Source organism: Faecalibacterium sp. I4-3-84, assembly GCF_023347255.1.
GTDB classification, from domain to species: domain Bacteria; phylum Bacillota; class Clostridia; order Oscillospirales; family Ruminococcaceae; genus Faecalibacterium; species Faecalibacterium taiwanense.
The window spans coordinates 946,737-969,650 of record NZ_CP094466.1 but is presented as its reverse complement, the minus strand read 5'-3'; the positions used below and the strand labels follow the sequence as shown (position 1 = coordinate 969,650).

20 protein-coding genes are annotated in these 22,914 nt (G+C 58.0%); 19 read left to right on the top strand and 1 reads right to left on the bottom strand.

The features are described 5' to 3' along the window. Nucleotides 1-195 precede the first annotated feature (195 nt). The 12 genes from MTP41_RS04815 (at nucleotide 196) to MTP41_RS04760 (ending at nucleotide 14,795) form a co-directional block, all read left to right on the top strand. Nucleotides 196-993 (top strand): zinc dependent phospholipase C family protein, encoded by a 798-nt coding sequence (locus MTP41_RS04815; protein ID WP_097776385.1) that lies wholly within the window; start codon nucleotides 196-198, stop codon nucleotides 991-993. A 199-nt stretch (nucleotides 994-1,192) separates the two neighbouring features. After that, entirely contained in the window at nucleotides 1,193-2,449 is a 1,257-nt protein-coding gene (locus tag MTP41_RS04810; protein ID WP_097776386.1) for an MFS transporter, read from the top strand. A 669-nt stretch (nucleotides 2,450-3,118) separates the two neighbouring features. Further along, on the top strand, nucleotides 3,119-5,869 hold the full coding sequence (locus MTP41_RS04805; protein ID WP_249236310.1) for an insulinase family protein: 2,751 nt from the start codon (nucleotides 3,119-3,121) through the stop codon (nucleotides 5,867-5,869). Nucleotides 5,870-6,213: 344 nt separating this feature from the next. After that, nucleotides 6,214-7,575 (top strand): magnesium transporter, encoded by a 1,362-nt coding sequence (mgtE, locus tag MTP41_RS04800; RefSeq protein ID WP_249236309.1) that lies wholly within the window; start codon nucleotides 6,214-6,216, stop codon nucleotides 7,573-7,575. Between the two features lie 17 nt (nucleotides 7,576-7,592). Next, nucleotides 7,593-7,823, top strand: coding sequence for a hypothetical protein (locus MTP41_RS04795; RefSeq protein ID WP_249236308.1), 231 nt, complete (start codon nucleotides 7,593-7,595; stop codon nucleotides 7,821-7,823). 238 nt (nucleotides 7,824-8,061) lie between these two features. Continuing rightward, a complete protein-coding gene (locus tag MTP41_RS04790; RefSeq protein WP_249236307.1) occupies nucleotides 8,062-9,108 on the top strand; it encodes a substrate-binding domain-containing protein in 1,047 nt (348 codons plus the stop codon). A 163-nt stretch (nucleotides 9,109-9,271) separates the two neighbouring features. Then, entirely contained in the window at nucleotides 9,272-10,813 is a 1,542-nt protein-coding gene (locus MTP41_RS04785; protein WP_249236306.1) for a sugar ABC transporter ATP-binding protein, read from the top strand. Between the two features lie 18 nt (nucleotides 10,814-10,831). Next, nucleotides 10,832-11,830 carry an ABC transporter permease subunit gene (locus tag MTP41_RS04780; protein WP_249236305.1) on the top strand — a complete coding sequence of 333 codons (999 nt, stop codon included), beginning with the start codon at nucleotides 10,832-10,834 and terminating at the stop codon, nucleotides 11,828-11,830. Nucleotides 11,831-11,929: 99 nt separating this feature from the next. Continuing rightward, nucleotides 11,930-12,250, top strand: a complete 321-nt coding sequence (locus MTP41_RS04775) for a hypothetical protein (RefSeq protein ID WP_120080910.1) — start codon at nucleotides 11,930-11,932, stop codon at nucleotides 12,248-12,250. Between the two features lie 100 nt (nucleotides 12,251-12,350). Beyond that, a complete protein-coding gene (locus MTP41_RS04770; RefSeq protein ID WP_249236304.1) occupies nucleotides 12,351-13,337 on the top strand; it encodes a TAXI family TRAP transporter solute-binding subunit in 987 nt (328 codons plus the stop codon). 14 nt (nucleotides 13,338-13,351) lie between these two features. Further along, nucleotides 13,352-14,539: a sodium/glutamate symporter gene (gene gltS / locus MTP41_RS04765; RefSeq protein WP_097775078.1), complete on the top strand. Its 1,188-nt coding sequence runs from the start codon at nucleotides 13,352-13,354 to the stop codon at nucleotides 14,537-14,539. 52 nt (nucleotides 14,540-14,591) lie between these two features. Next, nucleotides 14,592-14,795, top strand: coding sequence for a hypothetical protein (locus MTP41_RS04760; RefSeq protein ID WP_118529048.1), 204 nt, complete (start codon nucleotides 14,592-14,594; stop codon nucleotides 14,793-14,795). Between the two features lie 138 nt (nucleotides 14,796-14,933). On the opposite strand, the gene MTP41_RS04755 is transcribed toward MTP41_RS04760, so the two are convergent. Then, the gene (locus tag MTP41_RS04755) at nucleotides 14,934-16,304 is read right to left on the bottom strand and encodes an NCS2 family permease (RefSeq protein ID WP_120020513.1); all 1,371 of its coding nucleotides are present in this window, start codon (nucleotides 16,302-16,304) and stop codon (nucleotides 14,934-14,936) included. Nucleotides 16,305-16,685: 381 nt separating this feature from the next. Between MTP41_RS04755 and MTP41_RS04750 the strand changes: the two genes are divergently transcribed. From MTP41_RS04750 to MTP41_RS04720, 7 genes are all read left to right on the top strand, one after another. Continuing rightward, on the top strand, nucleotides 16,686-16,967 hold the full coding sequence (locus MTP41_RS04750; protein WP_249236303.1) for a chemotaxis protein: 282 nt from the start codon (nucleotides 16,686-16,688) through the stop codon (nucleotides 16,965-16,967). Beyond that, on the top strand, nucleotides 16,964-18,412 hold the full coding sequence (locus tag MTP41_RS04745; RefSeq protein WP_097775082.1) for a phage terminase large subunit: 1,449 nt from the start codon (nucleotides 16,964-16,966) through the stop codon (nucleotides 18,410-18,412). Before MTP41_RS04750 ends, MTP41_RS04745 begins: the two co-directional genes overlap by 4 nt. A gap of 12 nt (nucleotides 18,413-18,424) precedes the next feature. Further along, nucleotides 18,425-20,239, top strand: a complete 1,815-nt coding sequence (locus MTP41_RS04740) for a portal protein (protein ID WP_249236302.1) — start codon at nucleotides 18,425-18,427, stop codon at nucleotides 20,237-20,239. Between the two features lie 16 nt (nucleotides 20,240-20,255). Next, entirely contained in the window at nucleotides 20,256-21,203 is a 948-nt protein-coding gene (locus MTP41_RS04735; protein ID WP_249236301.1) for a ribosomal-processing cysteine protease Prp, read from the top strand. A gap of 22 nt (nucleotides 21,204-21,225) precedes the next feature. Then, the gene (locus MTP41_RS04730) at nucleotides 21,226-22,230 is read left to right on the top strand and encodes a N4-gp56 family major capsid protein (protein ID WP_249236300.1); all 1,005 of its coding nucleotides are present in this window, start codon (nucleotides 21,226-21,228) and stop codon (nucleotides 22,228-22,230) included. 13 nt (nucleotides 22,231-22,243) lie between these two features. Next, the gene (locus tag MTP41_RS04725; RefSeq protein WP_097775085.1) at nucleotides 22,244-22,459 is read left to right on the top strand and encodes a hypothetical protein; all 216 of its coding nucleotides are present in this window, start codon (nucleotides 22,244-22,246) and stop codon (nucleotides 22,457-22,459) included. A gap of 71 nt (nucleotides 22,460-22,530) precedes the next feature. After that, the gene (locus MTP41_RS04720) at nucleotides 22,531-22,914 is read left to right on the top strand and encodes a hypothetical protein (protein ID WP_005944627.1); all 384 of its coding nucleotides are present in this window, start codon (nucleotides 22,531-22,533) and stop codon (nucleotides 22,912-22,914) included.

Here is a 22,914-nt window from a genome sequence, read left to right as displayed (position 1 = left end):
GCTGTCTGCAGATGGCTGTGCCTTTTTTGCTGCGCGGCCTGCCCACTGGCCGAAAACACAAAATAATTCAAATTTTTTACCAAAATCAGACGTAAAAGGGTAGAAGGTCGGGAAACTTTCTGCTATACTGAAACAGAACGCAAAAACCGGGGGACGTTTTGTGCACCCTGTCGGAGAGAAAGAGAGGAATCTGCCATGCCGTCAACTTATGCGCACCGCCGCTTCGGTGCCAATGTGCTGGAACATCTGCCGGATGAACTGCGTGCTCAGCTGGAACAGAACCGTGAGCTTTACGATATCGGCCTGCATGGGCCGGACCTGCTGTTTTATTACCATGCTGCCAAGTCCAACCCGGTGGGTGCATTGGGCAACGCCATGCACGAGGAGCCGGGGCGGGTCTTTTTTGACCGGGCGCGCAGGGTGGTGCACTGCGAGGCAGACCGGGATGCTGCGCTGGCATATGCGCTGGGCTTTGTATGCCACTTTGCGCTGGACAGCACCTGCCACCCGTATGTGGAGCAGTTCACCCGGGAAAGCGGCGTGACCCACTGCGAGATCGAGACCGAGTTTGACAACATGCTCATGCGCCGCGACGGGCTGGACCCGCTGAAGTTTTTCACAGCCAGCCATATCCACCCGTCGGAACAGAATGCAAAGGCGATCGCGCCCTTTTACGAGGGCATCTCGGAGCAGGTGGCGCTGGACTCGCTCAAGGGCATGATCTCAGTGCACAGGCTGCTGCAGGCATCCAATCCTGTCAAGCGCTGGATGGTGCTGACAGGCATGAAGGTGGTGGGCAAATACGACATGCTGCACGGCCTTGTGGCAGATCCGCAGCCGAACCCGAAGTGCGTGGAGAGCGGCAAGCGGCTGGAAGAACTGTATGCGCAGGCGCTTCCGCTGGCAGAAACGCTGATCCTGGAATTTGTGGCAAAGCTGGACACCAAGGAACCACTGGATAAGGCCTACGATCATACCTTTGGGGAATTTTAAGTGGGCCGATAGGGTGAGATGCAGGCAGTATTTACGACCTTTCCCGTGAAAAAGCCGATCTGGAAAATCCGCGGATTTTCCAGATCGGTATATCAAAATAAAATTTCCGCTGAAGATAGCCAAAGCGAATGCGGCGGCCATTTTAAATGGTGAAATCCAAAAAGAGGGGGCACCGCCCGGCGGTGCGAGAGGAAACAAGATGAAACATGAAAAATTCAAGATGACACCGCTGGAACGCGCGTGGATCCTGTACGATGTGGGCAACTCGGCCTTTGTGCTGATGATCGCCACACTGGTGCCCATTTTCTTTAATGCGCTGGCCGAAGCCGGGGGATTGAGTTCGGTGAACTATCTGGCCTACTGGGGCTATGCAAGCTCGGTGGTCACGGTGATCACGGCAGTGCTGGGACCGATTTTGGGCACGCTGGCCGATACCAGAGGCTTTAAAAAGCCCATCTTCATGCTCTGCCTGTTCGTGGGCGTGGCAGGCTGCTGTGCCATGGGCCTTGCCACTACATGGCTTCCGTTCCTGATCATCTTCATCCTTGCAAAGATCGGCTTTTCGGGCAGTCTGGTGTTCTACGATTCCATGCTGGGCGATGTGACCACCCCGGAACGCATGGATGTTGTGTCTTCGCAGGGCTATGCATGGGGCTACATTGGCAGCTGCGTGCCCTTTGTGGTGTGTCTGGCACTGGTGCTGGGCAGCGGGGCTATCGGTCTGAGCCAGATGACCGCCCTTTCCGTGGCGCTGCTCATCACCGCTGTGTGGTGGCTGGGCACCACCTTGCCGCTGCTGCGGAACTATAAGCAGATCAACTATGTGGAGGTAGAGCAGCACGCCATCCGGCAGAGCTTTGTGCGCATCGGCCACACCCTCAAGCATCTGCGCGAGGATAAGCAGGTGTTCTGGTTCCTGCTGGCCTTCTTCTGCTACATCGACGGCGTGTATACCATCATCGATATGGCCACCGCCTACGGCACGGCACTGGGGCTGGAGACCACCGGCCTTTTGCTGGCCCTGCTGGTAACGCAGATCGTGGCCTTCCCTTCGGCGCTGATCTTTGGTCGGCTGAGTGCAAAATACCCGTCCAGCCAGCTTATCCCGGTCTGCATCGCGGCCTACACCGGCATTGTGGTGTTCGCCTTCTTCCTGACCAGCCAGTGGCAGTTCTGGGTACTGGCCGTGCTGGTGGGCATGTTCCAGGGCGGCGTGCAGGCACTGAGCCGCAGCCACTTTGCCAAGATCATCCCGGCTGAAAAATCCGGCGAATACTTTGGCCTGTTCGACATCTGCGGCAAGGGCGCGTCCTTCCTTGGTACCATGATCGTGAGCGTGGGCAGCCAGCTGACCGGCAGCGCCAATGTGGGCATTGGGATGCTGGCGCTGCTGTTTGCAGTGGGCTTTGTGCTGTTCCGGGTGTCCTGCCGGACTGAGGGCGCAAAACAGGTGTAAAAAATACGATTTAAAATTGCCGACGCTTTCGCTTTGGCAATATCAGAGGAAATATTATTTTATAATTTTGCAAACAAGCCAGCCCTGCGGGGCCGGCTTGTTTCCTTTTTCACGGGAAGAGCGTAACGGCAAACGACATTTTGCCTGCACTGGCTCCCTGCGGGAACATTCGCGTCAGCAGATAGCGCACAAGCTTACCCGTACAGCTCGTCGCGTAAGCGACTCGAAATCGGCGGAACACAAAAAATCCTTTAGCGCAGCGACTTGGATTTTTTGTATGGAGCCTAACTGCTTTGGGGTCTAAAAGGGGCGAGCAGCCCCTTTTTCATGGATCCAGCGCGTTGAAATCGCTGTGACCTTGCTGTGCTGAACACACAGCATTTGCTGCGCAAACCGGTCTGCGGCTTAAAAGCCCCACTGGGGCTTTCATGCCCTGCGGGCACCGCCGTCCTTTCTGGTTCTCTTTTGGCACGCAAAAGAGAACATACCTAGCGGTAATGCTTTTTACAAAAGGCATTAAACTCAATCTACGCGAAAACGCTCTGAACGGGAAGCAAATCATCAAAAACCGTTCTTCTGGTTATTATTAACAAACCGGTAATTGTCTTTTTGAGCGGCGAATGATACAATAGTGTCAAACGATTTCAAAACCACAAAGGAGAAAACGAAATGGAACGATTTCCCGGTTATACCCTCGTGCGTACCGAGGACTGCCCTGAACAGCACGGAACCCTGACCGTGCTTACCCACGATGTGAGCGGTGCCACGGTGCTGCTGGTGGAAAATGAAGATAGTAACAAGGCGTTTGGCATCGGCTTTGGCACCTTCCCGTCCGATGACACCGGCGTGTTCCACATTCTGGAGCACTCGGTGCTGGCAGGCAGCGAAAAATACCCGGTGACCTCGCCGTTCTTGCAGCTGCTCAAAAGCAGTATGGCATCTTTCCTGAATGCGATGACCTTCCCGGATAAGACGGTCTACCCGTTCGCTACGCCCAATGAGACCGACTTCAAAAACCTGATGGATGTCTACCTGAACGCGGTGTTCTGCCCGCTGGCCATGGTGGACAAGAGCGTGTTTGAGCAGGAGGGCTGGCACCGCAGTGCCGACGGCACCGTGAGCGGAGTGGTGTACAACGAGATGCAGGGCGCTCTGGCTGCACCGGATGCTCAGTTGGAAAATGCACTGGAACGGGCCATGTTCCCGGATACGGCCTACGGCTTTGTTTCCGGCGGCGACCCGGCCAGCATCCCGGCGCTGACCTATGAAAAGTATAAGCGGGTATATCACCGCCACTACAGCGCCGACAACTGCTGCATTACCCTCTATGGCAAAATGGATATGGCTGAAAAGCTGGAACTGCTGGACAGGGATTATCTTTCAAAAATGCCTAAGGGCACCAGCCGTCCGCAGCTGACCGTGCAGCACGAGCAGGCGGGTGCCTGCGTGGAACTGCCCTACTATACCGAAAACCCGGAGCCGGACGAGGTGCAGTGTGCTCTGGCATGGTACACCGGTGCCTTTGCAGACCGGGAGCGGCAGCTGGGCGTGGAGATCCTGCTGGATGCCCTGCTTGGCACCAATAACTCCCCGCTGAAGGCGGCGCTGCTGGCCGAAAAGCTGGGCGCAGATATTGACATTGGCTTTGACGACAGCACCCTGCAGCCGGTGCTGGAACTGGTGCTGCGCGGTGCCACCGAGGAGAGCGCCCGCAAGTTCGCTGCCGCTGTGCGCAAGGCGGTGGACGGCATTCTGGCCGAGGGCATCCCGCAGGAACTGCTGTTGGCTTCGCTGAACGCAGCAGAGTTTGCATCGCTGGAGCGCCCGGGCACCCTGCCAGACGGCGTGCTGGATGCCATCAACGCTTCCACCGGTTGGCTGCACACCGGCGACCCTGCCCTGCTGCTGCACACGGACAGGCTGTTTGCTTCCCTGCGGGAAAAGATGGCCGATGGCTGGTTCAATGAGCTGCTGCGTGAGCTGTTTGCACCGGCTCCGGTGCAGGTGGTGCAGGTGCCCACCCTGCCTGAAAAGGAGGAGGGCGAACCCATCCGCACCGACGGCAAGCTTGTGCTGGAGCACCCGCTGACCGTTGCCGACCTTGGCGACGGAGCAAGGACAGCCCCAGGCGAGCGGGAACTTCTGGCCGGTGCGCAGCTGGTGCATCACCCTTCGGCAGGCAGCCTGTACCTGAACTTCTACTATGACCTTGGCAATGTGAAGCCCGAGGACATGCCGTATCTGGACCTGCTGACCGATGTGCTGGACGAGCTGGACAGCACCGAACACACCGCTCAGCAGCTGAACACTCTGCGCAGCACATGGCTGGGCGACAGCCGCACCCAGCTGGACATCTGGACTGGGCGGCAGGAGGGTGCACCCTGCCACGCCAAGCTGAGCCTGTGCCTGAGCCTGCTGGAACGCAGTCTGGAAAAGGCTGTGGAGCTGGGCGGCGAATGGCTGTATGATACCATCCTTACCGGCCCGGCGGCAGAAGCTGCTTTTGCACGGGTGCTGAGCCAGCAGAAGTTGAACATGGAACAGCAGTTCATCCAGCAGGGCAACGTATACGCAGCCACCCGCGCCAGTGCCCACTACACGGTGGACGGTGCGGTGAGTGAACGCTGCAGCGGTGTGAGCTATTACAAGTTCCTGTGCGGCGTGCAGGAGCGCGGCAATTGGGCAGCACTGGGCGAAAAGCTGGATGCTCTGCGCACAGAGGTGCTGCAGCACGCGGAGCTGACGGTCAGCCTGTACGGCAGCGAGGATGCCCTTGCAAAGCTGCGCACTCTGCTGCCGGACAGCCGCTTTGCTGCCGAGGGCCGCGCTGCGGCAAAGCCCTATGTGGAGCCGCTGACACCGCCGGTGAACGAAGCGTTTATCATTGACGGCGGTGTGAACTACGATGTACAGGCATGGCCCATGGAGCGCCGCAGCGACCGCAAGGCGCTGGCCCGCGTGATGAGCTACGAATACCTGTGGCACAACATCCGCGAGGTGGGCGGCGCTTACGGCACCGGAATGCTCTCCTCGGACGGCGTGGAATACCTGTACACCTACCGCGACCCCCATGTAAAGGAAAGCTACGACGCCTTTGCAAAAGGCCCGGCAGAGCTGGCAGCACGGGAGTACACCGAAAAAGACCTGAACGATTTTATTGTGGGTACTGTGGCCAAGCTGGACACCCCCCGCAAGCCGCGTGCTGAGGCCCGCGAGACGGACCGCCGGTATTTCTGCGGCATCACGGATGAAATGATGGCGGCAGACCGCAAGGCCCTGTGTGCGGTGGATGCCGCACTGCTGAAGGAGCAGGCCGCAGAGCTGGGTGCCGCCATGGCAAACGGCGTGCGGGTGGTGTTTGGCAGCAAGGATGCTGTGGAAGCCGCAAAAGAATTGTTTGATACGGTGGAAACATTGTAAATGAATTTTAAAAAGTGCCTGATGATACGAAAAATGTCATCGGGCATTTTTACTTTTTGTAAAGAAACGGAAAAATTTAAAAAGCAGGGTTGACGCGGCAAAAAAGCAGTGGTAAAGTAATGGGCGGAAAAGGCAAAAAGTGTCTTTTTACAACAGGAGAACGAGGTGGTTGTCATGGAACCTGCTGGCAGTAGCAGCAGTCTTTCTCCCCGATTATTTTATATGATGGCAGCCGCCGTTTCTGCTTTGCGCAGACCCTGCTGTGTGTAAATGCACACGGTGCGTGTTTGCGTTCCCTGAAAAGAAGAAACGAGAGCTGCCACTGAAAAGGAGGCAGCTTTTTTATGTCTGAAATCTCGATCGATACCCTCAAGACCATGCTGGCAAATCTGGACGATGCCAAGAAATACCAGAGCCTGCGGGATGTGATGGAAACTCTGCCCGCGCCCGACCTTGCGGCGGTGTTTGAGGATCTGCCCGCAGAAAAGCTCCCGGTGCTGTTCCGTCTGTGCCCGAAGGATCTGGCCGCAGATGTGTTCACCGAACTGACCCCTGAGACCCAGCAGAAGCTGATCGACGGCCTGACCGATACCGAGCTGAAGGCTGTGGTGGACGAACTGTTCGTGGACGATGCCACCGACCTTGTGGAGGAAATGCCTGCCAACGTGGTCAAGCGCATTCTGGGTCAGGCCGACCCCGCCACCCGCCGCATGATCAATGAGCTGCTCAAGTACCCGGAGGACTCAGCCGGCGGCGTGATGACCACCGAGCTGATGGAGCTGCGGCCGGACATGACCGTGGCACAGGCCATGGAGGCCATCCGCAGGAATGGCTTTGACAAGGAGACCATCAACAACTGCTATGTGACCGATGACAGCCGCAGGCTGATCGGCGTGGTGTCCCTGCGGGCGCTGGTGCTGGCAAAGAACACAGAAGAGCCGATCAAGGACCTGATGGATTTCAATGTGGTCAGCGTGAGCACCACCACCGATCAGGAGGATGTTTCCAACCTGTTCGAGAAATACGGCTTTCTGGCCATTCCAGTCGTGGACGCGGAAAACCGGCTGGTGGGCATCGTGACCATTGATGATGCTATCAGCATCCTGCAGGACGAGGCCAGCGAAGATATTGCAAAGATGAACGCAATCGGCCCCTCCGACAAGCCCTACTTCAAGCAGAGCATGTGGGATCTGTACAAGAGCCGCGCACCGTGGCTGCTGTTTTTAATGATCAGCGCCACCTTCTCCAGCATGGTCATCCGCGGATACGAGGATGCACTGGCCGCTGTGACCGTGCTGACCGCCTACATCCCCATGCTGACCGATGCAGGCGGCAACGCGGGTAGCCAGAGCACCTCCACCATCATCCGCGGCATGGCGGTGGGCGATATCCAGCCCCACGATCTGCCCCGCATCCTCTGGCGCGAGAGCCGCGTAGCCCTGCTGTGCGGCGGCACGCTGGCCGTATGCAACTTTGTAAAGCTGCTGGTGTTTGACCGCATCGCGGCTCCGGTGGCGCTGGTGGTGTGCCTGACTTTGATCTGCACCATCCTGCTCTCGCAGATCATCGGCGGCATTCTGCCCGTGGCGGCAGAAAAGCTGCATGTGGATCCGGCCGTGATGGCTTCACCCCTGATCACCACTATTGTGGATACCACCACGCTGCTGATCTACTTCAACATTGCAAAGATGCTGCTGCATCTGTAAAAGATACTCGGATCGGGATGCCCGGAGGCTCAGGAAAGCTTCCGGGCATTTTCTTTGCAAAAGGCGGGCGGCAAGAACCGGGAATGACAGGCGATTTTCAGAAAATTGCAGAAATGAAGCGAAAAAATGCGGAAGAACAGGGACGAACTATTCCTGAAAATATTTTTCAAGATATACAAGAAATGAAAAAGCTGCAAAAACCGGACGATGCAACATTTTGTAATCTTTTTGAGAGAAAAATGACATAATTTTTTTGCTTTTGTAGGGAGGTTGCAAATGTATGAAAAATTGTGATGTTTCGAGAAAAGAAATTGGCGGGCCCAAAAAGCATTTGTTGAAATAGCACAAAAGAACTCCTTCAATCTTGTGAACTTGTTCTCTTGAACAGTGGGGTGCTGCAAGGGTATAATACGAACAGGAATTACAGGTGCATGCAAGATTGCTCCTGTGAAAATGCTGAGATACGAATTGAAGGAGAACATTATTATGAAAATGATTTCGCGTCGTGACTTCCTGAAGGCATCTGCTGTTGTTGGCGCAACTGCTGCCATGACCGCCTGCGGCGGCTCTTCCTCCACCAGCACCGCTGCTTCCAGCGTTGCTTCTTCCACCGCTGCTTCTGCCGCTGCTACCAACGGCTCTGCCAACATCGGCGTTTGCATCTATCAGTTTGCTGATAACTTCATGACCCTGTACCGCTCCGATCTGGAAGAGTACCTGAAGGATATGGGCTACGCCGTCACCATCATGGACGGCAAGAACGACCAGAACACCCAGACCGAGCAGATCAACACCTTCCTGCAGCAGGGCGTGGACGTGCTGGTCATCAACCCTGTCCAGACCACTTCCGCACAGACCATCGTTGATACCGTCAAGCCCTCTGAGACTCCTATCGTCTTCATCAACCGTGAGCCCGACAAGAGCGTTCTGGACTCCTACGCAGACAAGTGCTGCTACGTTGGTGCTGACGCACGTCAGTCCGGTACTTATCAGGGCGAGCTGATCCTGGAGACCGAGACTCAGGGCGATATCAACGGCGACGGCAAGATCACCTACATTATGTGCAAGGGCGACCCCGAGAACATCGATGCTCAGTACCGCACCGAGTACTCCATCAAGGCCCTGACCGATGCAGGCAAGGAAGTTGAGTGCCTGTACGAGTACCTGGACAACTGGGATCAGACCACCGCTCAGCAGGACGTTGCAAACGCTCTGTCTCAGTACGGCGACAAGATCGAAGTTGTCTTCTGCAACAACGACGCAATGGCACTGGGCGCTCTGCAGTCCATCCAGCAGGCTAACCGCACCGTCGGCAAGGACATCTATCTGGTTGGTGTCGATGCACTGGCTGAGGCTGTTCAGGACGTTCTGGATGGCAACATGACCGGTACCGTGCTGAACGACGACGTGGGTCAGGCTACTGCAGCTGCTGAGGCTACCAAGCTGTACGTCGAAGGCTCCAAGGTCGAGCAGTACTACTGGGTCGACTATGTGAAGGTGACCAAGGACAACGCTTCCGAGTACGCGAAGTAAGACCAAAGTTTTCCTGAAACAATGCAAGGTGCGCAGTGGACCTTGACGGCTTGAGCAAAGCTATAAAGCGCGTGCGTGCGAGAAATATTCTCCGCGCACGCGCCTTGTTTTGAAAAAAGGTTTTTCTGCGGCCCGATGATAAACGACAAGGAGGCTCTGCGGAATGTCAGAATACCGTCTGGTAATGAAAGGCGTGGTCAAGACCTTCCCCGGCGTCAAAGCGCTGGATCACGCCCAGTTGGAGCTTCGCCCCGGTAAGGTCATGGCGCTGATGGGTGAAAACGGCGCCGGTAAGTCCACACTGATGAAATGCATGTTCGGCATTTACAAGATGGACGAGGGCGAAATTGAATACGAGGGCGAAAAAGTTACCATCACCACCCCTCTGGATGCACTGAACCGCGGCATTGCCATGGTGCATCAGGAACTGCAGCCGATTCCGGCACGTACTGTGGCCGAGAACATCTGGCTGGGCCGCTACCCCACCAAAAAGTACGGTCCTGTTACGGTGGTGGATCACGCCAAAATGTACAAGGATACGGAGGAGCTGCTGAAAAAGCTGAAGCTGGAGATCAATCCCCGTGCAAAGCTTGGCTCTCTGAGCATCGCACAGATGCAGATGGTGGAAATTGCAAAGGCTGTTTCCGCAAACTGCAAGGTGCTGATCCTGGACGAACCCACTTCCTCACTGACCGCAAACGAAGTTGAGTCGCTGTTCCGCATCATGCGCGAGCTGAAGGCTCTGGGCGTGGCACTGGTCTATATCAGCCACAAGATGGACGAGATCAAGGTGATCGCGGACGAAGTCACCATCATGCGCGATGGCCAGTACATCGGTAAGTGGGACGTTGCCAACATGACCAAGGAAGAGATCATTGCAAAGATGGTCGGCCGTGAGCTGTCGAACCTGTATCCCCCGCTGGAGAACCATCCCTCGGACGAGGTGATGATGAAGGTGGAGGACTTTACATCCATCCATCGGCGTTCCTTCCGCCACTGCAGCTTCGAGATCAAAAAAGGCGAGATTCTGGGCGTGGCCGGTCTGGTGGGCGCACAGCGCACCGAGCTGATGGAAGGCATCTTCGGCCTGCGTGCCCATACCTCCGGTAAGGTGTGGATCAAGGGCGAAGAGGTGAACATCAAGCAGCCCCGCGACGCCATCCAGAAGAGCGTGGCTCTGCTGACCGAGGACCGCCGTGCCACCGGCATCATGGGTGTGCTGAGTGTTGCGGATAACATCTCCATTGCATCGCTGGATGCCCTGCGCAAGGGCCCCATCATGCTGGACGACAAGAAGATCCTGGATCTGGTGGCTACCAACAAGGAAAAGATGGCCATCAAGGTGCCCAGCCCCAAGACCCAGATCAAGAGTCTTTCCGGCGGCAACCAGCAGAAGGTGCTGATCGCCCGCTGGCTGGCCAACAACCCCGATGTTCTCATTCTGGACGAGCCTACCCGTGGCATCGACGTCGGTGCAAAGTATGAAATTTACTGCATCATCGCCGATCTGGCCAAGCAGGGCAAGAGCATTATCATGATTTCCTCTGAAATGAGCGAGATCATCGGTATGTCCAACCGTGTCATGGTCATGTGCGATGGCCGTATCACCGGCTTTATCGACGGCAAGGACGCCACGCAGGAGAACATCATGGCGCTGGCTACCCAGTTCGAGACCGCACCTGACGCAGCTGCGGCAAATCAGTAATTAAGGAGGCTGTCTATCGTGGAAGCTACCAAAAAATTGAATGGCAAGGCTGTGGGCAAGTGGCTCAGCAACAACGCCATTATCATGATGATGCTGGCCATCACTCTGATCGTTGGCATCATTCACCCCAACTTCTTCTCCGGCACCAACATGATCAACCTGTTCAAGAACGTGTCCATCCGCTACATCATCGCGCTGGGCATTTCCGGCTGCCTGATCACCACCGGCAACGACCTGTCCGCAGGCCGTCTGGCTGGTTTTGCAGCATGTCTGGCCTGCATCTTTGCACAGACCGAAGGCGCTGCCGGTAAATTCTATGCAAACATGCCTACCCTGTCCACCCCGGTGGTGTTCATTCTGGTCATTGCCATCTGCGCCATCGTGGGTCTGTGCAATGGTCTGGTGGTCAGCTACCTGAAGGTGCAGCCCTTCATTGCTACCTTGGGTATGCAGCAGGTGGTCTACGGTATCTGCCTGGTGTACACCGGCGGTACCCCCATCGGCTCTTTGAACAAAAACTTCACCTCTCTGGCCTCCAACACCATCATCGGTGTGCCTGTGCTGATCTGGATCGCTCTGATCGTGGCCGGGTGCTTCTGGTTCCTGTACAACAAGACCCGTCACGGCAAGTACATGTATGCCATCGGCGGCAACGAGGCTGCTGCTGAGGTGGCCGGTGTCAACGTCAACGCCACCAAGATCCGCATCTACATCCTGGCTTCCTGCATGTTCGGTCTGGCAGGCTGCCTGCTGGCTGCAAAGTCCGGCGGCGCATCCGTCAACACCGCACAGGGCTATGAGCTGGATGCCATCGCAGCCTGCACCATCGGCGGTGTTTCCACCACCGGCGGCGTTGGTACTGTTCCCGGCGTTCTGGTCGGCGTTCTGGTCTTTGAGCTGATGAAGGTGGCTCTGCAGTTCATGAATGTCAACTCTTCTTACACCTACATCGTTCAGGGTCTTGTCATTATCGTGGCTGTGGCCATCGATATCCGCAAGTATCTGGCAAAGAAGTAAGAGCTTTTTCTGTGGGTCGTCTGCTTTTGGGCAGGCGGCCCGCTTTTTTTATCTGCATTTGTGTGGTATTATAATAAAAACACCATCAGGAGGTACGTTATGGCACAGGAAAAACAGACGCCCGAAGAGCGCGAGGCTGAGCTTGCCCGGCGGGAAGCTGCTCTTGCGGCCCGGGAAGCACAGCTTGCACAGGAGCAGGCAGAGTTGGCCGCGCAGAAGGTGGATTTTGAGGAAGGAAAAAAGAGCCTGCTCAACAACGGCGACAAAAACTTTGTGAATGCGAAAGAAAAGATGTACGATCATTTTCCGCTGACCGTGCACCAGATGGATATTATCATCGGAGTGCTGTTTGCACTGATCGCACTGTTCCTTGTGCTGGGAGTGACCCATACCAGCTTCTTCGGGCTGTTCGGAGGGTAAGTGCATTCCTTTTCTGCAGCAGGTGATTGCATTTCATCCGCAATATGCGTATAATTTAGGATAAAAGCTCTGCCGCACTGCGGCGGCAGGAAGAGGAGTGGTGATCTTGAAAAAGAAATGGCTCGCGGCGGTGCTGGCCGGAGCTTTGCTGGCAGCAGCACTGCTGAGCGGATGCTCGTCGGTGGAGATCGTTAAACGGCTGCGCTTCGGCGTGGCTGGCGAGGGCGGCATCTACCGAGAGTTCGGTGAGCGGTTCGCAGCATTGGAAAATGAGATGGACAACGGGCAGGTGGAGTTGAAGGCTACCGCCGGTTCCGCAGCGAACCTGCGTCTGTTGGCCGGCGAATACCTGCAGCTGGCCATTGCACAGGCAGACCTTGTGCAGGATGCCTATGACCAGACCGGCATCTTTGCCGACGAGGAGGAAAGCCGGGGCTTTGGTGCCGTGGCGGCGCTGTACACCGAGACCTGTCAGGTGGTGGTGCGGGCGGATTCCGACATCCAGTCCATTGAGGACCTGCATGGCAGGACGGTGAGCATTGGCGCGGAGGAATCCGGTTCGGAGCAGAACGCGCGGCAGATCTTATCTGCCTATGGCTTGAACGACAAGATGGTGAGCATGGTAAACCTGAACTATGAGGATGCCGCTGCCCAGCTGAAGGCGGGCAGGGTGGATGCCATCTTTATGACAGTGGGCGCGCCCAGCCCGGTGCTGACCGCTCTGGCAGGCGAGTGCGGCATCCGGCTGCTGAACGTGGACGGTGCGGCAGCACAGCGCCTGCAGAGCGCTTACAGAGCCTACAGCAGCGTTACGCTGCCGGCAGGCACCTATCCCGGACAGACGGAGAAGGTGCAGACGGTGGGCGTGAAAGCCGTTCTGCTGGCCAGTGACGCGCTGCCTGCAAAGCAGGTGCAGCAGCTGACACAGCTTCTGTTCTCCAGCCGGGAAGGGCTGGAAGAGCAGCTGGGCATCCCGCTGGACCCGGAGGAAAACGCAGTAGAGGGCGTTGGCATCCCGTTCCATGCGGGTGCGGCCGCATATTATAAGGCGGCAGGAATTACGGTCGATGAAGCGGCTGGGAACTGAGGGAAAGTAGAACAATGAAGATCGAATTGGATATGTATCAGACACTGGCCGTTGCGGTGCTGGTGCTGATGCTGGGCAAATTTTTGCGGGCAAGGGTGCAGGTGCTGGAACGTTTCTGCATTCCGGCTCCGGTCATTGGCGGCGTGCTGTTCGCCATTTTTACCTGTGTGTGCTATGTGACCGGCGTTGCCGAGTTTGCATTTGATGATATTCTAAAGGAAGTCTGCATGGTGATGTTTTTCACCTCGGTGGGCTTCCAGGCAAACCTCAAGGTGCTGAAAAGCGGTGGAAGAGCGATGATCGTGTTTCTGGGCGTGGTCATCGTGCTGATCGTCAGCCAGAACTTTGTAGCCGTGGGGCTGGCAAAGCTGCTGGGCGTGGATGCGCTGGTGGGCCTTTGCACCGGCTCCATCCCCATGGTGGGCGGTCACGGCACCGCCGGTGCCTTTGGCCCGGTGCTGGAGGACTTTGGCATTCAGGGGGCCACCACCCTGTGTACGGCAGCGGCCACCTATGGCCTGATCGCGGGCAGCATGATGGGCGGCCCCATCGGTAAGATGCTCATTGAGCGGCACAACCTGCTGGCCACGGTGGTACCGGAGGATGACAGCCTACTGGTGGAAGAAGAAATGAAGCACGAGCGCCACACCACCATGTACCCGGCGGCAAGCTTCCAGCTGATCGTCGCAATGGGCATCGGCACGGTGCTGTCCAGACTTCTGAGCCTGACGGGCATGACCTTCCCCATTTATATCGGTGCCATGATCGCGGCGGCCATCATCCGCAATGTGGGTGAGTATGGCGGCGGCTACACCGTGTATATGGGCGAGATCAATGACATTGGCGGCATCTGCCTTTCGCTGTTCCTGGGCATGGCCATGATCACCCTGAAGCTGTGGCAGCTGGCAGAGCTGGCCCTGCCGCTGATCGTGCTGCTGGCCGGGCAGACCCTGTTCATGATCCTGTATGTGGTACTGGTGGTGTTCAACATCATGGGCCGCGATTACGACGCGGCGGTGATCGTATCCGGCACCTGCGGCTTTGGCATGGGTGCAACGCCCAACGCCATGGCCAACATGCAGGCCATCTGCGATAAATATTCGCCCTCGGTCAAGGCGTATCTGCTGATCCCGCTGGTGGGCAGTCTGTTTGCGGACTTTCTGAACAGTCTGGTCATTACGGTGTTCATCAATTTTATCTGAAGCTGATCTTTACAGTTCGGGCGGGCTTCCGCACCGGGAAAGGAGACGTGCAATGTCGCTTTATCACCATCTGAAAACGTGGCTCGGAAAAAAGCGGGAGCATCCCCATGAGGAAGAAACCGTGGCCGTGCCGGAGATCCATACCGGCAAGGTGGCACATCATATGGATGCGGACGGCACTCCGGCGGCTGATAAGCCGATCCACTATGATAACGTGGCTATCCCGGAAGTGCATATCCACCCGCGGCGCAAATAACCCCGATCGCTAAAAAAGAATAGTTCCACGCCGGACAGCCCGGAGCGAATGCACAGGCTGTTCTGAATCACAGGAAACAGAAAAGCTCCCGTCCATCATCAGGACGGGAGCTTTTTTGCTTGCGGTAAGATCAGCGGCTTAGAGGAACACGTACTTGAGGATAAACAGCACGGTCAGCACATACATCAGAGGGCTGATCTTCTTTTCCTTGGCCTTGCCGGTGACCAGATTGATCAGGGTCCAGGAGATGACGCCGATGGCGATGCCCTCGGAAATGCTGTAAGCAGTGGGCATGGCCAGAATGGTCAGGAAGGCGGGGATGCCCTCGCTGGGGTCGTTGAAGTCGATCTTGACGGCGGAACCCATCATGTAGAAGCCCACGATGATCAGGGCCGGAGCCGTTGCAAAGGACGGGATGGTGAGGAACAGAGGGCTGAAGATGGTGGCCAGCAGGAACAGGATGCCGGTGGTCATAGCGGTCAGACCGGTGCGGCCGCCCTCGGTAACGCCGGAAGCACTCTCGACGAAGGTGGTGGTGGTGGAAGTGCCCAGCACAGCGCCTGCGCAGGTGGCGATGGAGTCGGCCATCAGTGCGCCCTTGATGTGGGGCAGCTTGCCGTCCTCGTCCAGCATGTCGGCCTTGGAGGCAACACCGATCAGGGTGCCCAGAGTATCGAACAGGTCAACGAACAGGAAGGAGAACATGACGGCAAAGAAGTTCAGGATGCCAACGCCGGAGAAATCGGTCTTGAACACCTGACCAAAGGTCTTGCCCAGCGCGGAGAAGTCGAAGCTGACAAAAGCGGTGGGAATGACGGAGTACATGCCTGCATCGGGGTTGGGAACATAGATGCCGGCGATCTCGCAGAGGATGCCCAGCACCCAGGTGATAAGAATGCCGTACAGGATGCCGCCCTTGACCTTCTTTACCAGCAGGATGGCGGTGATCACGATACCCAACAGGGCAAGGATCGCGCCCATGCCCACGCTGGAGAAGGTCTCGCCCTTGAAGTGCTGGTAGGTGACGAGGGTGGAATCGCTGTTGACGATCAGCTTTGCGTTCTGCAGGCCAACGAAAGCAACGAACAGGCCGATGCCCACGCTGACGGCGCTCTTCAGGGTCATGGGGATGGCATTGAAGATGCCCTCACGGACATTGGTGAGGGACAGCACGATGAAGATGATGCCCTCCACAAAGACGGCCATCAGGGCCAACTGCCAGCTGTAGCCCATGGTGAGAACGACCGTGTAGGAGAAGTAGGCGTTCAGGCCCATGCCGGGTGCCAGTGCAAACGGATAGTTGGCAAGCAGAGCCATAAGCGCAGTGCCAACAAAGGATGCCAGCGCGGTGGCGATCAGAACGGCTTCCGAATCCATGCCGGAAGCAGAAAGGATGTTGGGATTGACCGCAAGGATGTAAGCCATGGTCATGAAGGTGGTGATACCTGCCATGATCTCGGTCTTGACATCGGTGTGGTTCTCCTTCAGATGAAAGATGTTTTCTAACATGAGGAACCTCCTGATTCAGATAAAACATCCCGTCCGTGCGTGGGACGAGAAAGAACAGAACCTATTGTAACATTTTACAAAAGCATTTGTCCACAGAATAAACACACTTTTTTCATTTTCTGTCCAAAAATCGCAAATGAGTATGACTTTGAAGGTTTTCTGCGGGTCTGCCACAAATTTTGATGGAGAAAAAACACTGCTTTTGAAAAGATACGAAACAGCGATGAATTACAAGGAATAAAAGTATACGAATCGGATTTTTAAATTCAAAATATACGTTATGGCCCTGTAAAAGTGCACACTGTTGGGAAAGCAGCACCAGTGGTATCCTTTTGCCATAGCCCAGCACACCAGGGCGGAAAGGAGCTGATACCCAACACCATGGGGCAGACAAAACAGGCCAGAGGGCTGGCCAGCCTGAGCCGAGCCACGGACACCCTGAGCACCCTGCTGGCACAGCAGGTGCGGGAACTGAATGCCCGGCAGAAGGCGGCAAAAAAGGAAGGCGCATCGGGAGCAGGCACCATGAAAGACCTCAAGGAGGCCACGGCGGTGCTCAAGGATCTGGCCGGTGTAGCCAAGATCCTGAACGATCAGGGGGCACAGGCAGAAGGAGCGGAGTGCGGCGTGGTGCTGCTGCCGACGGTGGAGGAAGAACCATGAGCATTGTACAAGCAAGAGTGCCGGTGGTCTGGCGGCCCCAGCCGCGGCAGGCCGAATTTATGAGCCGCCCGGAACCGGAAGCGCTGTACGGCGGTGCAGCAGGCGGCGGCAAGAGCGACGCGCTGGTGATCGAAGCGCTGCGGCAGGTGCACATTCCACACTACCGGGCGCTGATCCTGCGCAAGACCTACCCGCAGCTTTCCGATCTGGTGGACAAGAGCCAGGTGTACTACCACAGGGCGTTCCCGCAGGCACAGTACAACGCCACGGCCCATGTGTGGAACTTCCCCAGCGGGGCAAAAATTTACTTTGGCTCCATGCAGTACACCAAGGATCGTACCAATTATCAGGGCAAGGCCTTCGATTTTATCGGCTTTGACGAGCTGACCCACTTTGAATGGGAAGAGTACAGCTACATGATGAGCCGCAACCGTCCCACCGGCCCGGGCACCCGGGTGTACATGCGAGCCACCACGAATCCCGGCGGCATCGGCCACGGGTGGGTGAAGGCACGGTTCATCACGCCCGCACCGCCCGGAACGCCTATCACCGAAGAATACACGGTAAAGCTGCCGGACGGCACCGAACAGAAGCTGCAGCGGGCGCGGGTGTTCATCCCTTCCAGCATTTTTGATAACCCCGCCCTGCTGGCAAACGACCCCGGCTACCTTGCAAGCCTTGCCAGTATGCCGGAAGCAGAAAAGCAGGCGCTGCTCTACGGCAGCTGGGACAGCTTTTCCGGGCAGGTGTTTACCGAATGGCGCAACGACCCGGCCCGCTACGAAGACCAGCGCTGGACCCATGTGATCGCACCGTTCACCATCCCGAAGCACTGGCAGATCTACCGCGGGTTCGACTTTGGCTTTTCCAAGCCGTTCTCGGTGGGGTGGTACGCAGCGGACGAGGAGGGGCGGCTGTACCGCATCAAGGAGCTGTACGGCTGCACCGGCAGGCCGAACGAGGGCCTGCGCATCGACCCGGTGGAACAGGCCCGGCGCATCCGGGAGGCAGAGCAGAACGACCCGCTTTTGCGCGGCAGGGTGATCCACGGCATTGCCGATCCGGCCATCTTTGATGAGAGCCGCGGCGAAAGCATTGCCGCTATGATGGAGCGCAGCCCGAACTTCCTGCGCTGGTCCCCCGGCGACAACACCCGGCTTGCGGGCAAGATGCAGTTCCACTACCGGCTGAATTTTGATGCGGACGGCAGGCCGATGTTTCAGGTGTTCAATACCTGCAAGCACTTTATCCGCACGATCCCGAACCTTGTGTACGACGAAAGCAACGTGGAGGACATCGACACCCGGCAGGAGGATCACATTTACGACGAGTGCCGCTATGTGCTGATGGAGAACCCTATCAGCCCGCCGGTGCGCTGTGCTGCGCCGCCCATGCCCGACGACCCGCTGAACCTGCACAAGCGGGCAAGATTTTACAGAATTTAAAGGAGAAACGCAATGGACGATTACGAGAACGAAGCTTTGCCCGTGGGTGAAGCACAGGTGGCCGAGGCCATGCAGACCTTGCAGCGGTACAAGGCGGGCAAGGCTGCGCTGGACAAGCGCATTGTGGATAACGAGCTGTGGTTCCGCATGGGCCACTGGAAGAACTACCAGAACCCCATGATGCCCGGCAAGGCTCAGCCTTCCAGCGGGTGGCTGTTCAACAGCATTGCCAACAAGCACGCCGATGCCATGGACAACTACCCGGAACCGAACGTGCTGCCCCGAGAGGCAGATGACGAGGACACCGCACGGGCACTTTCCAGCGTTTTGCCGGTGGTGCTGGAACAGGCCGACTACGAGCAGGTGTACAGCGACTGCTGGTGGCGCAAGCTCAAACAGGGCACCGGCGTGACCGGCATCTTCTGGGACCCTGCAATGCGCGGCGGAATTGGCGACATTGCGGTGCGCAGCGTGAACCTGCTGATGCTCTACTGGGAGCCGGGCGTGGCGGATATTCAGGCATCGCCGGACTTTTTCAGCCTGAGCCTTGAGGACACGGCCCGGCTGTGCGCGCAGTACCCGCAGCTGGCAGGACACACCGCCAGCGTGCTGGACGTGCCCCGGTACATCCACGATGAAGGGCAGGACACCAGCTCCAAGAGCGTGGTGGTGGACTGGTACTACAAGCGCCCGGATGAAACGGGGCGCATGGTGCTGCACTACTGCAAGTTCTGCAACGGCGTGGTGCTGTACGCCAGCCAGAACGACTCGGCGCTGGCAGAAAGCGGCCTGTACGACCACGGGCAGTACCCCTTTGTATTTGACCCGCTGTTCGTGGAGGAGGACAGCCCGGCGGGCTTTGGCTACATCGATGTGATGAAGGACTGCCAGACGGCCATTGACAAGATGAACCATGCCATGGACGAGAACGTGCTGCTGAGTGCAAAGCAGCGGTATGTGCTCAGCGACACGGCAGGGGTCAACGAGGAAGAGCTGGCCGATTTCAGCCGGGACATCGTGCATGTGGTGGGACGGCTCAACGACGACAGTTTCCGTCCGCTGCAGACGGCGGGCCTGCAGGGCAACAGCCTGAGCTACCGCCAGAGCCGCATTGAAGAGCTGAAGGAGATCAGCGGCAACCGGGACATGACGCAGGGCGGCACTGCCGGAGGTGTGACCGCAGCCAGCGCCATTGCGGCCTTGCAGGAGGCAGGCAGCAAACTCAGCCGCGATATGCTCAAGAGCGCCTACCGTGCTTTTGCAAAGCAGTGCTATCTCATCATCGAGCTGATGCGCCAGTTCTACGACGAGCAGCGGGTGTTCCGCATCGTGGGCGAAAGCGGCGAGAGCCGGTTCGTGCCCTTCTCGGCGCAGGCGCTGCGGGCGGTACCCGGCGGCAGCGTGGGCGGCGTGGAACTGGGCAGCCGGGAGCCGATCTTTGACATCGTGGTGAGCGCCGCCAAGAAGAGCACCTTCAGCCGCCTTTCCCAGAACGAGACGGCCAAGGAGTGCTATCAGCTGGGATTTTTCAAGCCGGAAAATGCCGATGCCGCCCTTGCGGCACTGGAAATGATGGATTTTGAAGGCATTGAGAAGGTGCGCCAGAGGGTGCGGCAGAACGGCACCCTTGCCCAGCAGCTGGCCCGGATGCAGCAGCAGATGGCACAGATGGCGGCGGTGATCGCCCAGCAGGGCACCGGGCCTGACGAACCGGCCCGCAGTGCAGGCGGTGCGTCTGTGCAGAAGGACGGGCAGGCGGTAAAGCTGGCGGGCCTTGGCAATGCCCTGCCGGTGGCCGCCGCTGCACGTGCCATGGACATCCATTAAAAAGGAGGTGAATTTTATGATGAAAGTTTGTTACAGCGAGATGGATACTCCCGCCGGGCTGAGCTGCCGGCTGGAAGCTGCCGGTCATGCGGGCTATGCGCCTGCCGGGCAGGACATCGTTTGTGCAGGAGCCAGCACCGTGATGCAGGGCCTTGTGTACCTGCTGGCCGGGGAAGAGAACGCCCACAGCGAAGCCTTTGATGAGCCGGACGGCCCGCGTCTGGCAGTGAGCGTGGATGCGCCCTGCGAAGAATGGGTGCGCGGTGCCTTTGAGCTGGCCAAAGCCTGCTTTGTGTTGCTGGCCGAACGCTACCCGGAGAATGTCCGCTTTGCAGATGTGAGCCGCAGAGGAAAGGAGAGCATGATGGATCTGCAGCTCTTTGCAGAGGGAGAAGCCGCTCCCCCTGCCCTGAGCGAAGCGCAGACCCGGCAGGCAGTGGCCTCCGGCACCATGAAGCCGGACGAAGCAAAAGCGCCCGCTGTGCCGCAGACTTCGGCAGAGAAAACCGTAGAGCTGCAGCCGGAAAAGCCCCGGCAGGAACTGCCCGTGCAGCGCCCGGAACTGCCGCCGCTGTCCAGCTTTGCCCGCAGCACACAGGCTGCTGTGCACAGCCTGCATGCCCGCTGGGCGGCAGAGGAAGCGGCCATGCGCCGCAGCCAGCCGGATTTTGATCTGCAGAACGAGCTGCGCAGCCCGGAGATGCGCCGCCTGATGCAGCTGCCCGGCATGAGGGTGCGGGATGCGTACCGTCTGGCCCACTACGACGAAAACCTGCGCACTGCAGCGCAGGCTGTGGAGCAGGGCGTGGTGGAACGCATTCAGCAGCGGGCCGCACGGCCCACCGAAAACGGCATCCGGCCCGGCGGCGCGGCTACCGTCCGCCCGGATGTAGCCAGCATGACCCGCGCCCAGCGAGAAGCACTGGAACGCCGTGTGCTCCACGGAGCACAGATCGAATTGTGACTATTTTACAAGAGAAAGGAATATGAGCATGAACAAGAATTTCAACATCCAGCTGTTTGCGGAAAACCTGAACACCACCGCTACCATGTCGAAAGAGATGAAGACCTTCTACGAGAAGCGTCTCATCGATCAGGCAGAGCCGCGTCTGGTGCACGACCAGTTTGCGGACTACTACCCTGTGCCCCAGAACGGCGGCAAGACCATTGAGTTCCGCAAGTACGACAGCCTGCCCAAGGCATCCACTCCGCTGACCGAGGGCGTGACCCCGAACGGTCAGGCGCTGAATGTGACCACCATCACCAGCGATCTGCACCAGTACGGCGGCTGGACTCCGCTGACCGATGTGCTGCAGATGACCGCCATTGACAACAATGTGGTGCAGGCCACCCGTGTGCTGGCAAGTCAGGCAGGCCGCACCATGGACAGCATTACCCGCGATGTGCTGGCGGGCGGCACCAATGTGATCTATGCGCCCAAGCTGGCCGCAGACGGCACCGAGACTGCCGTTGCCAGCCGCAAGGCACTGGACAAGACCTGCACCCTGACCCCGAAGCTGTTCTTTCAGGCGGCGGCACAGCTGGGCGCGATGAACGCCGACCCCATCGGCGACAGCTACATTGCCATCATCCACCCCTACGCTGCTTACGACCTGAAGACTAGCAAGGAGTTCATTGAGGTGCACAAGTACGCCGACCCGGACACCATGTTCCGCGGCGAGATCGGCAAGCTGGGCAACATCCGCTTCATCGAGACCAGCGAGGCCAAGATCTGGAAGGATTCCACCTGCCCGGACGGTCTGGCTGTATTCGGCACGCTGGTGCTGGGTGCCCATGCCTACGGCGTGACCGAGCTGGAAGACGGCGGCCTTGAGCACATCGTCAAGCAGCTGGGCTATGGCGACGACCCGCTGAACCAGCGCGCTTCCGTGGGCTGGAAGGGCATGCGTGCGGCAGAGCGTTTGGTGGAGCAGTACATGGTGCGCATTGAGAGTGCGTCCAGCTATTCTGCTACCGCTGCCGCAAACTGAGGAGGCGTGAGCCATGGCTGAAAAGAAAAATGTGCGCATCCGGCTGTTCAAGGATAACAGCCGCTACAAGGGCGATCTGTTCGTCAGCGTGAACGGTGTGAACTATAAGATCCGCCGCGGCGTGGAGGTGGAAGTGCCGCCCGAAGTGGCCGAGGTGCTGGAGCACAGCCAGATGCAGGATGAGCTGACCGCCGCCCGCATTGCGGCGGCAGAGAACGCCGCCCAGTAAACCCGCAACAGACAAAAAGCCCGGCTGGGGAGTCTGCCCGGCCGGGCCTTTATAAAAAGGAGAGTGAGCATATGACCGTAGGACAGGCGCTGGAACGCGCCGAAGAGCTGCGCCCGGGCAGCCGCATTGCGTTGGCCACCCGGCAGGCGTGGCTGAAGGAAGCAGACGCGATGCTGCGGGAACGCTTTTTTAAAAACAGCATCACAGATGCATACGACGATGTGGGCGCAGACCTTGCATGGGACGACAGCCTGCAGGACGACGATGTGCTGCTGGCACCGGCACCTTTTGATGCGCTGTATCCGCATTATCTGTGTGCCATGACCGATGCGGCCCTTGGCGAGACCGACCGCTACGTCGGGGAGCAGGCCCAGTACAACAGTCTGCTGGCAGATCTGGCGGCGTGGCTGCGGCGCAGCTATCCGACACTGACGGGTGCCCAGTGGCGCTGGTAA

What these genes read in the sequence shown, in the direction of transcription:
- MTP41_RS04795 (WP_249236308.1), top strand. Translation starts at nt 7,593, where the DNA reads ATGCCCGGAGGCTCAGGAAAGCTTCCGGGCATTTTCTTTGCAAAAGGC.
- MTP41_RS04805 (WP_249236310.1), top strand. Translation starts at nt 3,119, where the DNA reads ATGGAACGATTTCCCGGTTATACCCTCGTGCGTACCGAGGACTGCCCT.
- gltS (WP_097775078.1), top strand. Translation starts at nt 13,352, where the DNA reads ATGAAGATCGAATTGGATATGTATCAGACACTGGCCGTTGCGGTGCTG.
- MTP41_RS04810 (WP_097776386.1), top strand. Translation starts at nt 1,193, where the DNA reads ATGAAACATGAAAAATTCAAGATGACACCGCTGGAACGCGCGTGGATC.
- MTP41_RS04815 (WP_097776385.1), top strand. Translation starts at nt 196, where the DNA reads ATGCCGTCAACTTATGCGCACCGCCGCTTCGGTGCCAATGTGCTGGAA.
- MTP41_RS04755 (WP_120020513.1), bottom strand. Translation starts at nt 16,304, where the DNA reads ATGTTAGAAAACATCTTTCATCTGAAGGAGAACCACACCGATGTCAAG.
- MTP41_RS04725 (WP_097775085.1), top strand. Translation starts at nt 22,244, where the DNA reads ATGGCTGAAAAGAAAAATGTGCGCATCCGGCTGTTCAAGGATAACAGC.
- MTP41_RS04740 (WP_249236302.1), top strand. Translation starts at nt 18,425, where the DNA reads ATGGACGATTACGAGAACGAAGCTTTGCCCGTGGGTGAAGCACAGGTG.
- MTP41_RS04790 (WP_249236307.1), top strand. Translation starts at nt 8,062, where the DNA reads ATGAAAATGATTTCGCGTCGTGACTTCCTGAAGGCATCTGCTGTTGTT.
- MTP41_RS04785 (WP_249236306.1), top strand. Translation starts at nt 9,272, where the DNA reads ATGTCAGAATACCGTCTGGTAATGAAAGGCGTGGTCAAGACCTTCCCC.
- MTP41_RS04775 (WP_120080910.1), top strand. Translation starts at nt 11,930, where the DNA reads ATGGCACAGGAAAAACAGACGCCCGAAGAGCGCGAGGCTGAGCTTGCC.
- mgtE (WP_249236309.1), top strand. Translation starts at nt 6,214, where the DNA reads ATGTCTGAAATCTCGATCGATACCCTCAAGACCATGCTGGCAAATCTG.
- MTP41_RS04745 (WP_097775082.1), top strand. Translation starts at nt 16,964, where the DNA reads ATGAGCATTGTACAAGCAAGAGTGCCGGTGGTCTGGCGGCCCCAGCCG.
- MTP41_RS04735 (WP_249236301.1), top strand. Translation starts at nt 20,256, where the DNA reads ATGATGAAAGTTTGTTACAGCGAGATGGATACTCCCGCCGGGCTGAGC.
- MTP41_RS04750 (WP_249236303.1), top strand. Translation starts at nt 16,686, where the DNA reads ATGGGGCAGACAAAACAGGCCAGAGGGCTGGCCAGCCTGAGCCGAGCC.
- MTP41_RS04720 (WP_005944627.1), top strand. Translation starts at nt 22,531, where the DNA reads ATGACCGTAGGACAGGCGCTGGAACGCGCCGAAGAGCTGCGCCCGGGC.
- MTP41_RS04760 (WP_118529048.1), top strand. Translation starts at nt 14,592, where the DNA reads ATGTCGCTTTATCACCATCTGAAAACGTGGCTCGGAAAAAAGCGGGAG.
- MTP41_RS04730 (WP_249236300.1), top strand. Translation starts at nt 21,226, where the DNA reads ATGAGCATGAACAAGAATTTCAACATCCAGCTGTTTGCGGAAAACCTG.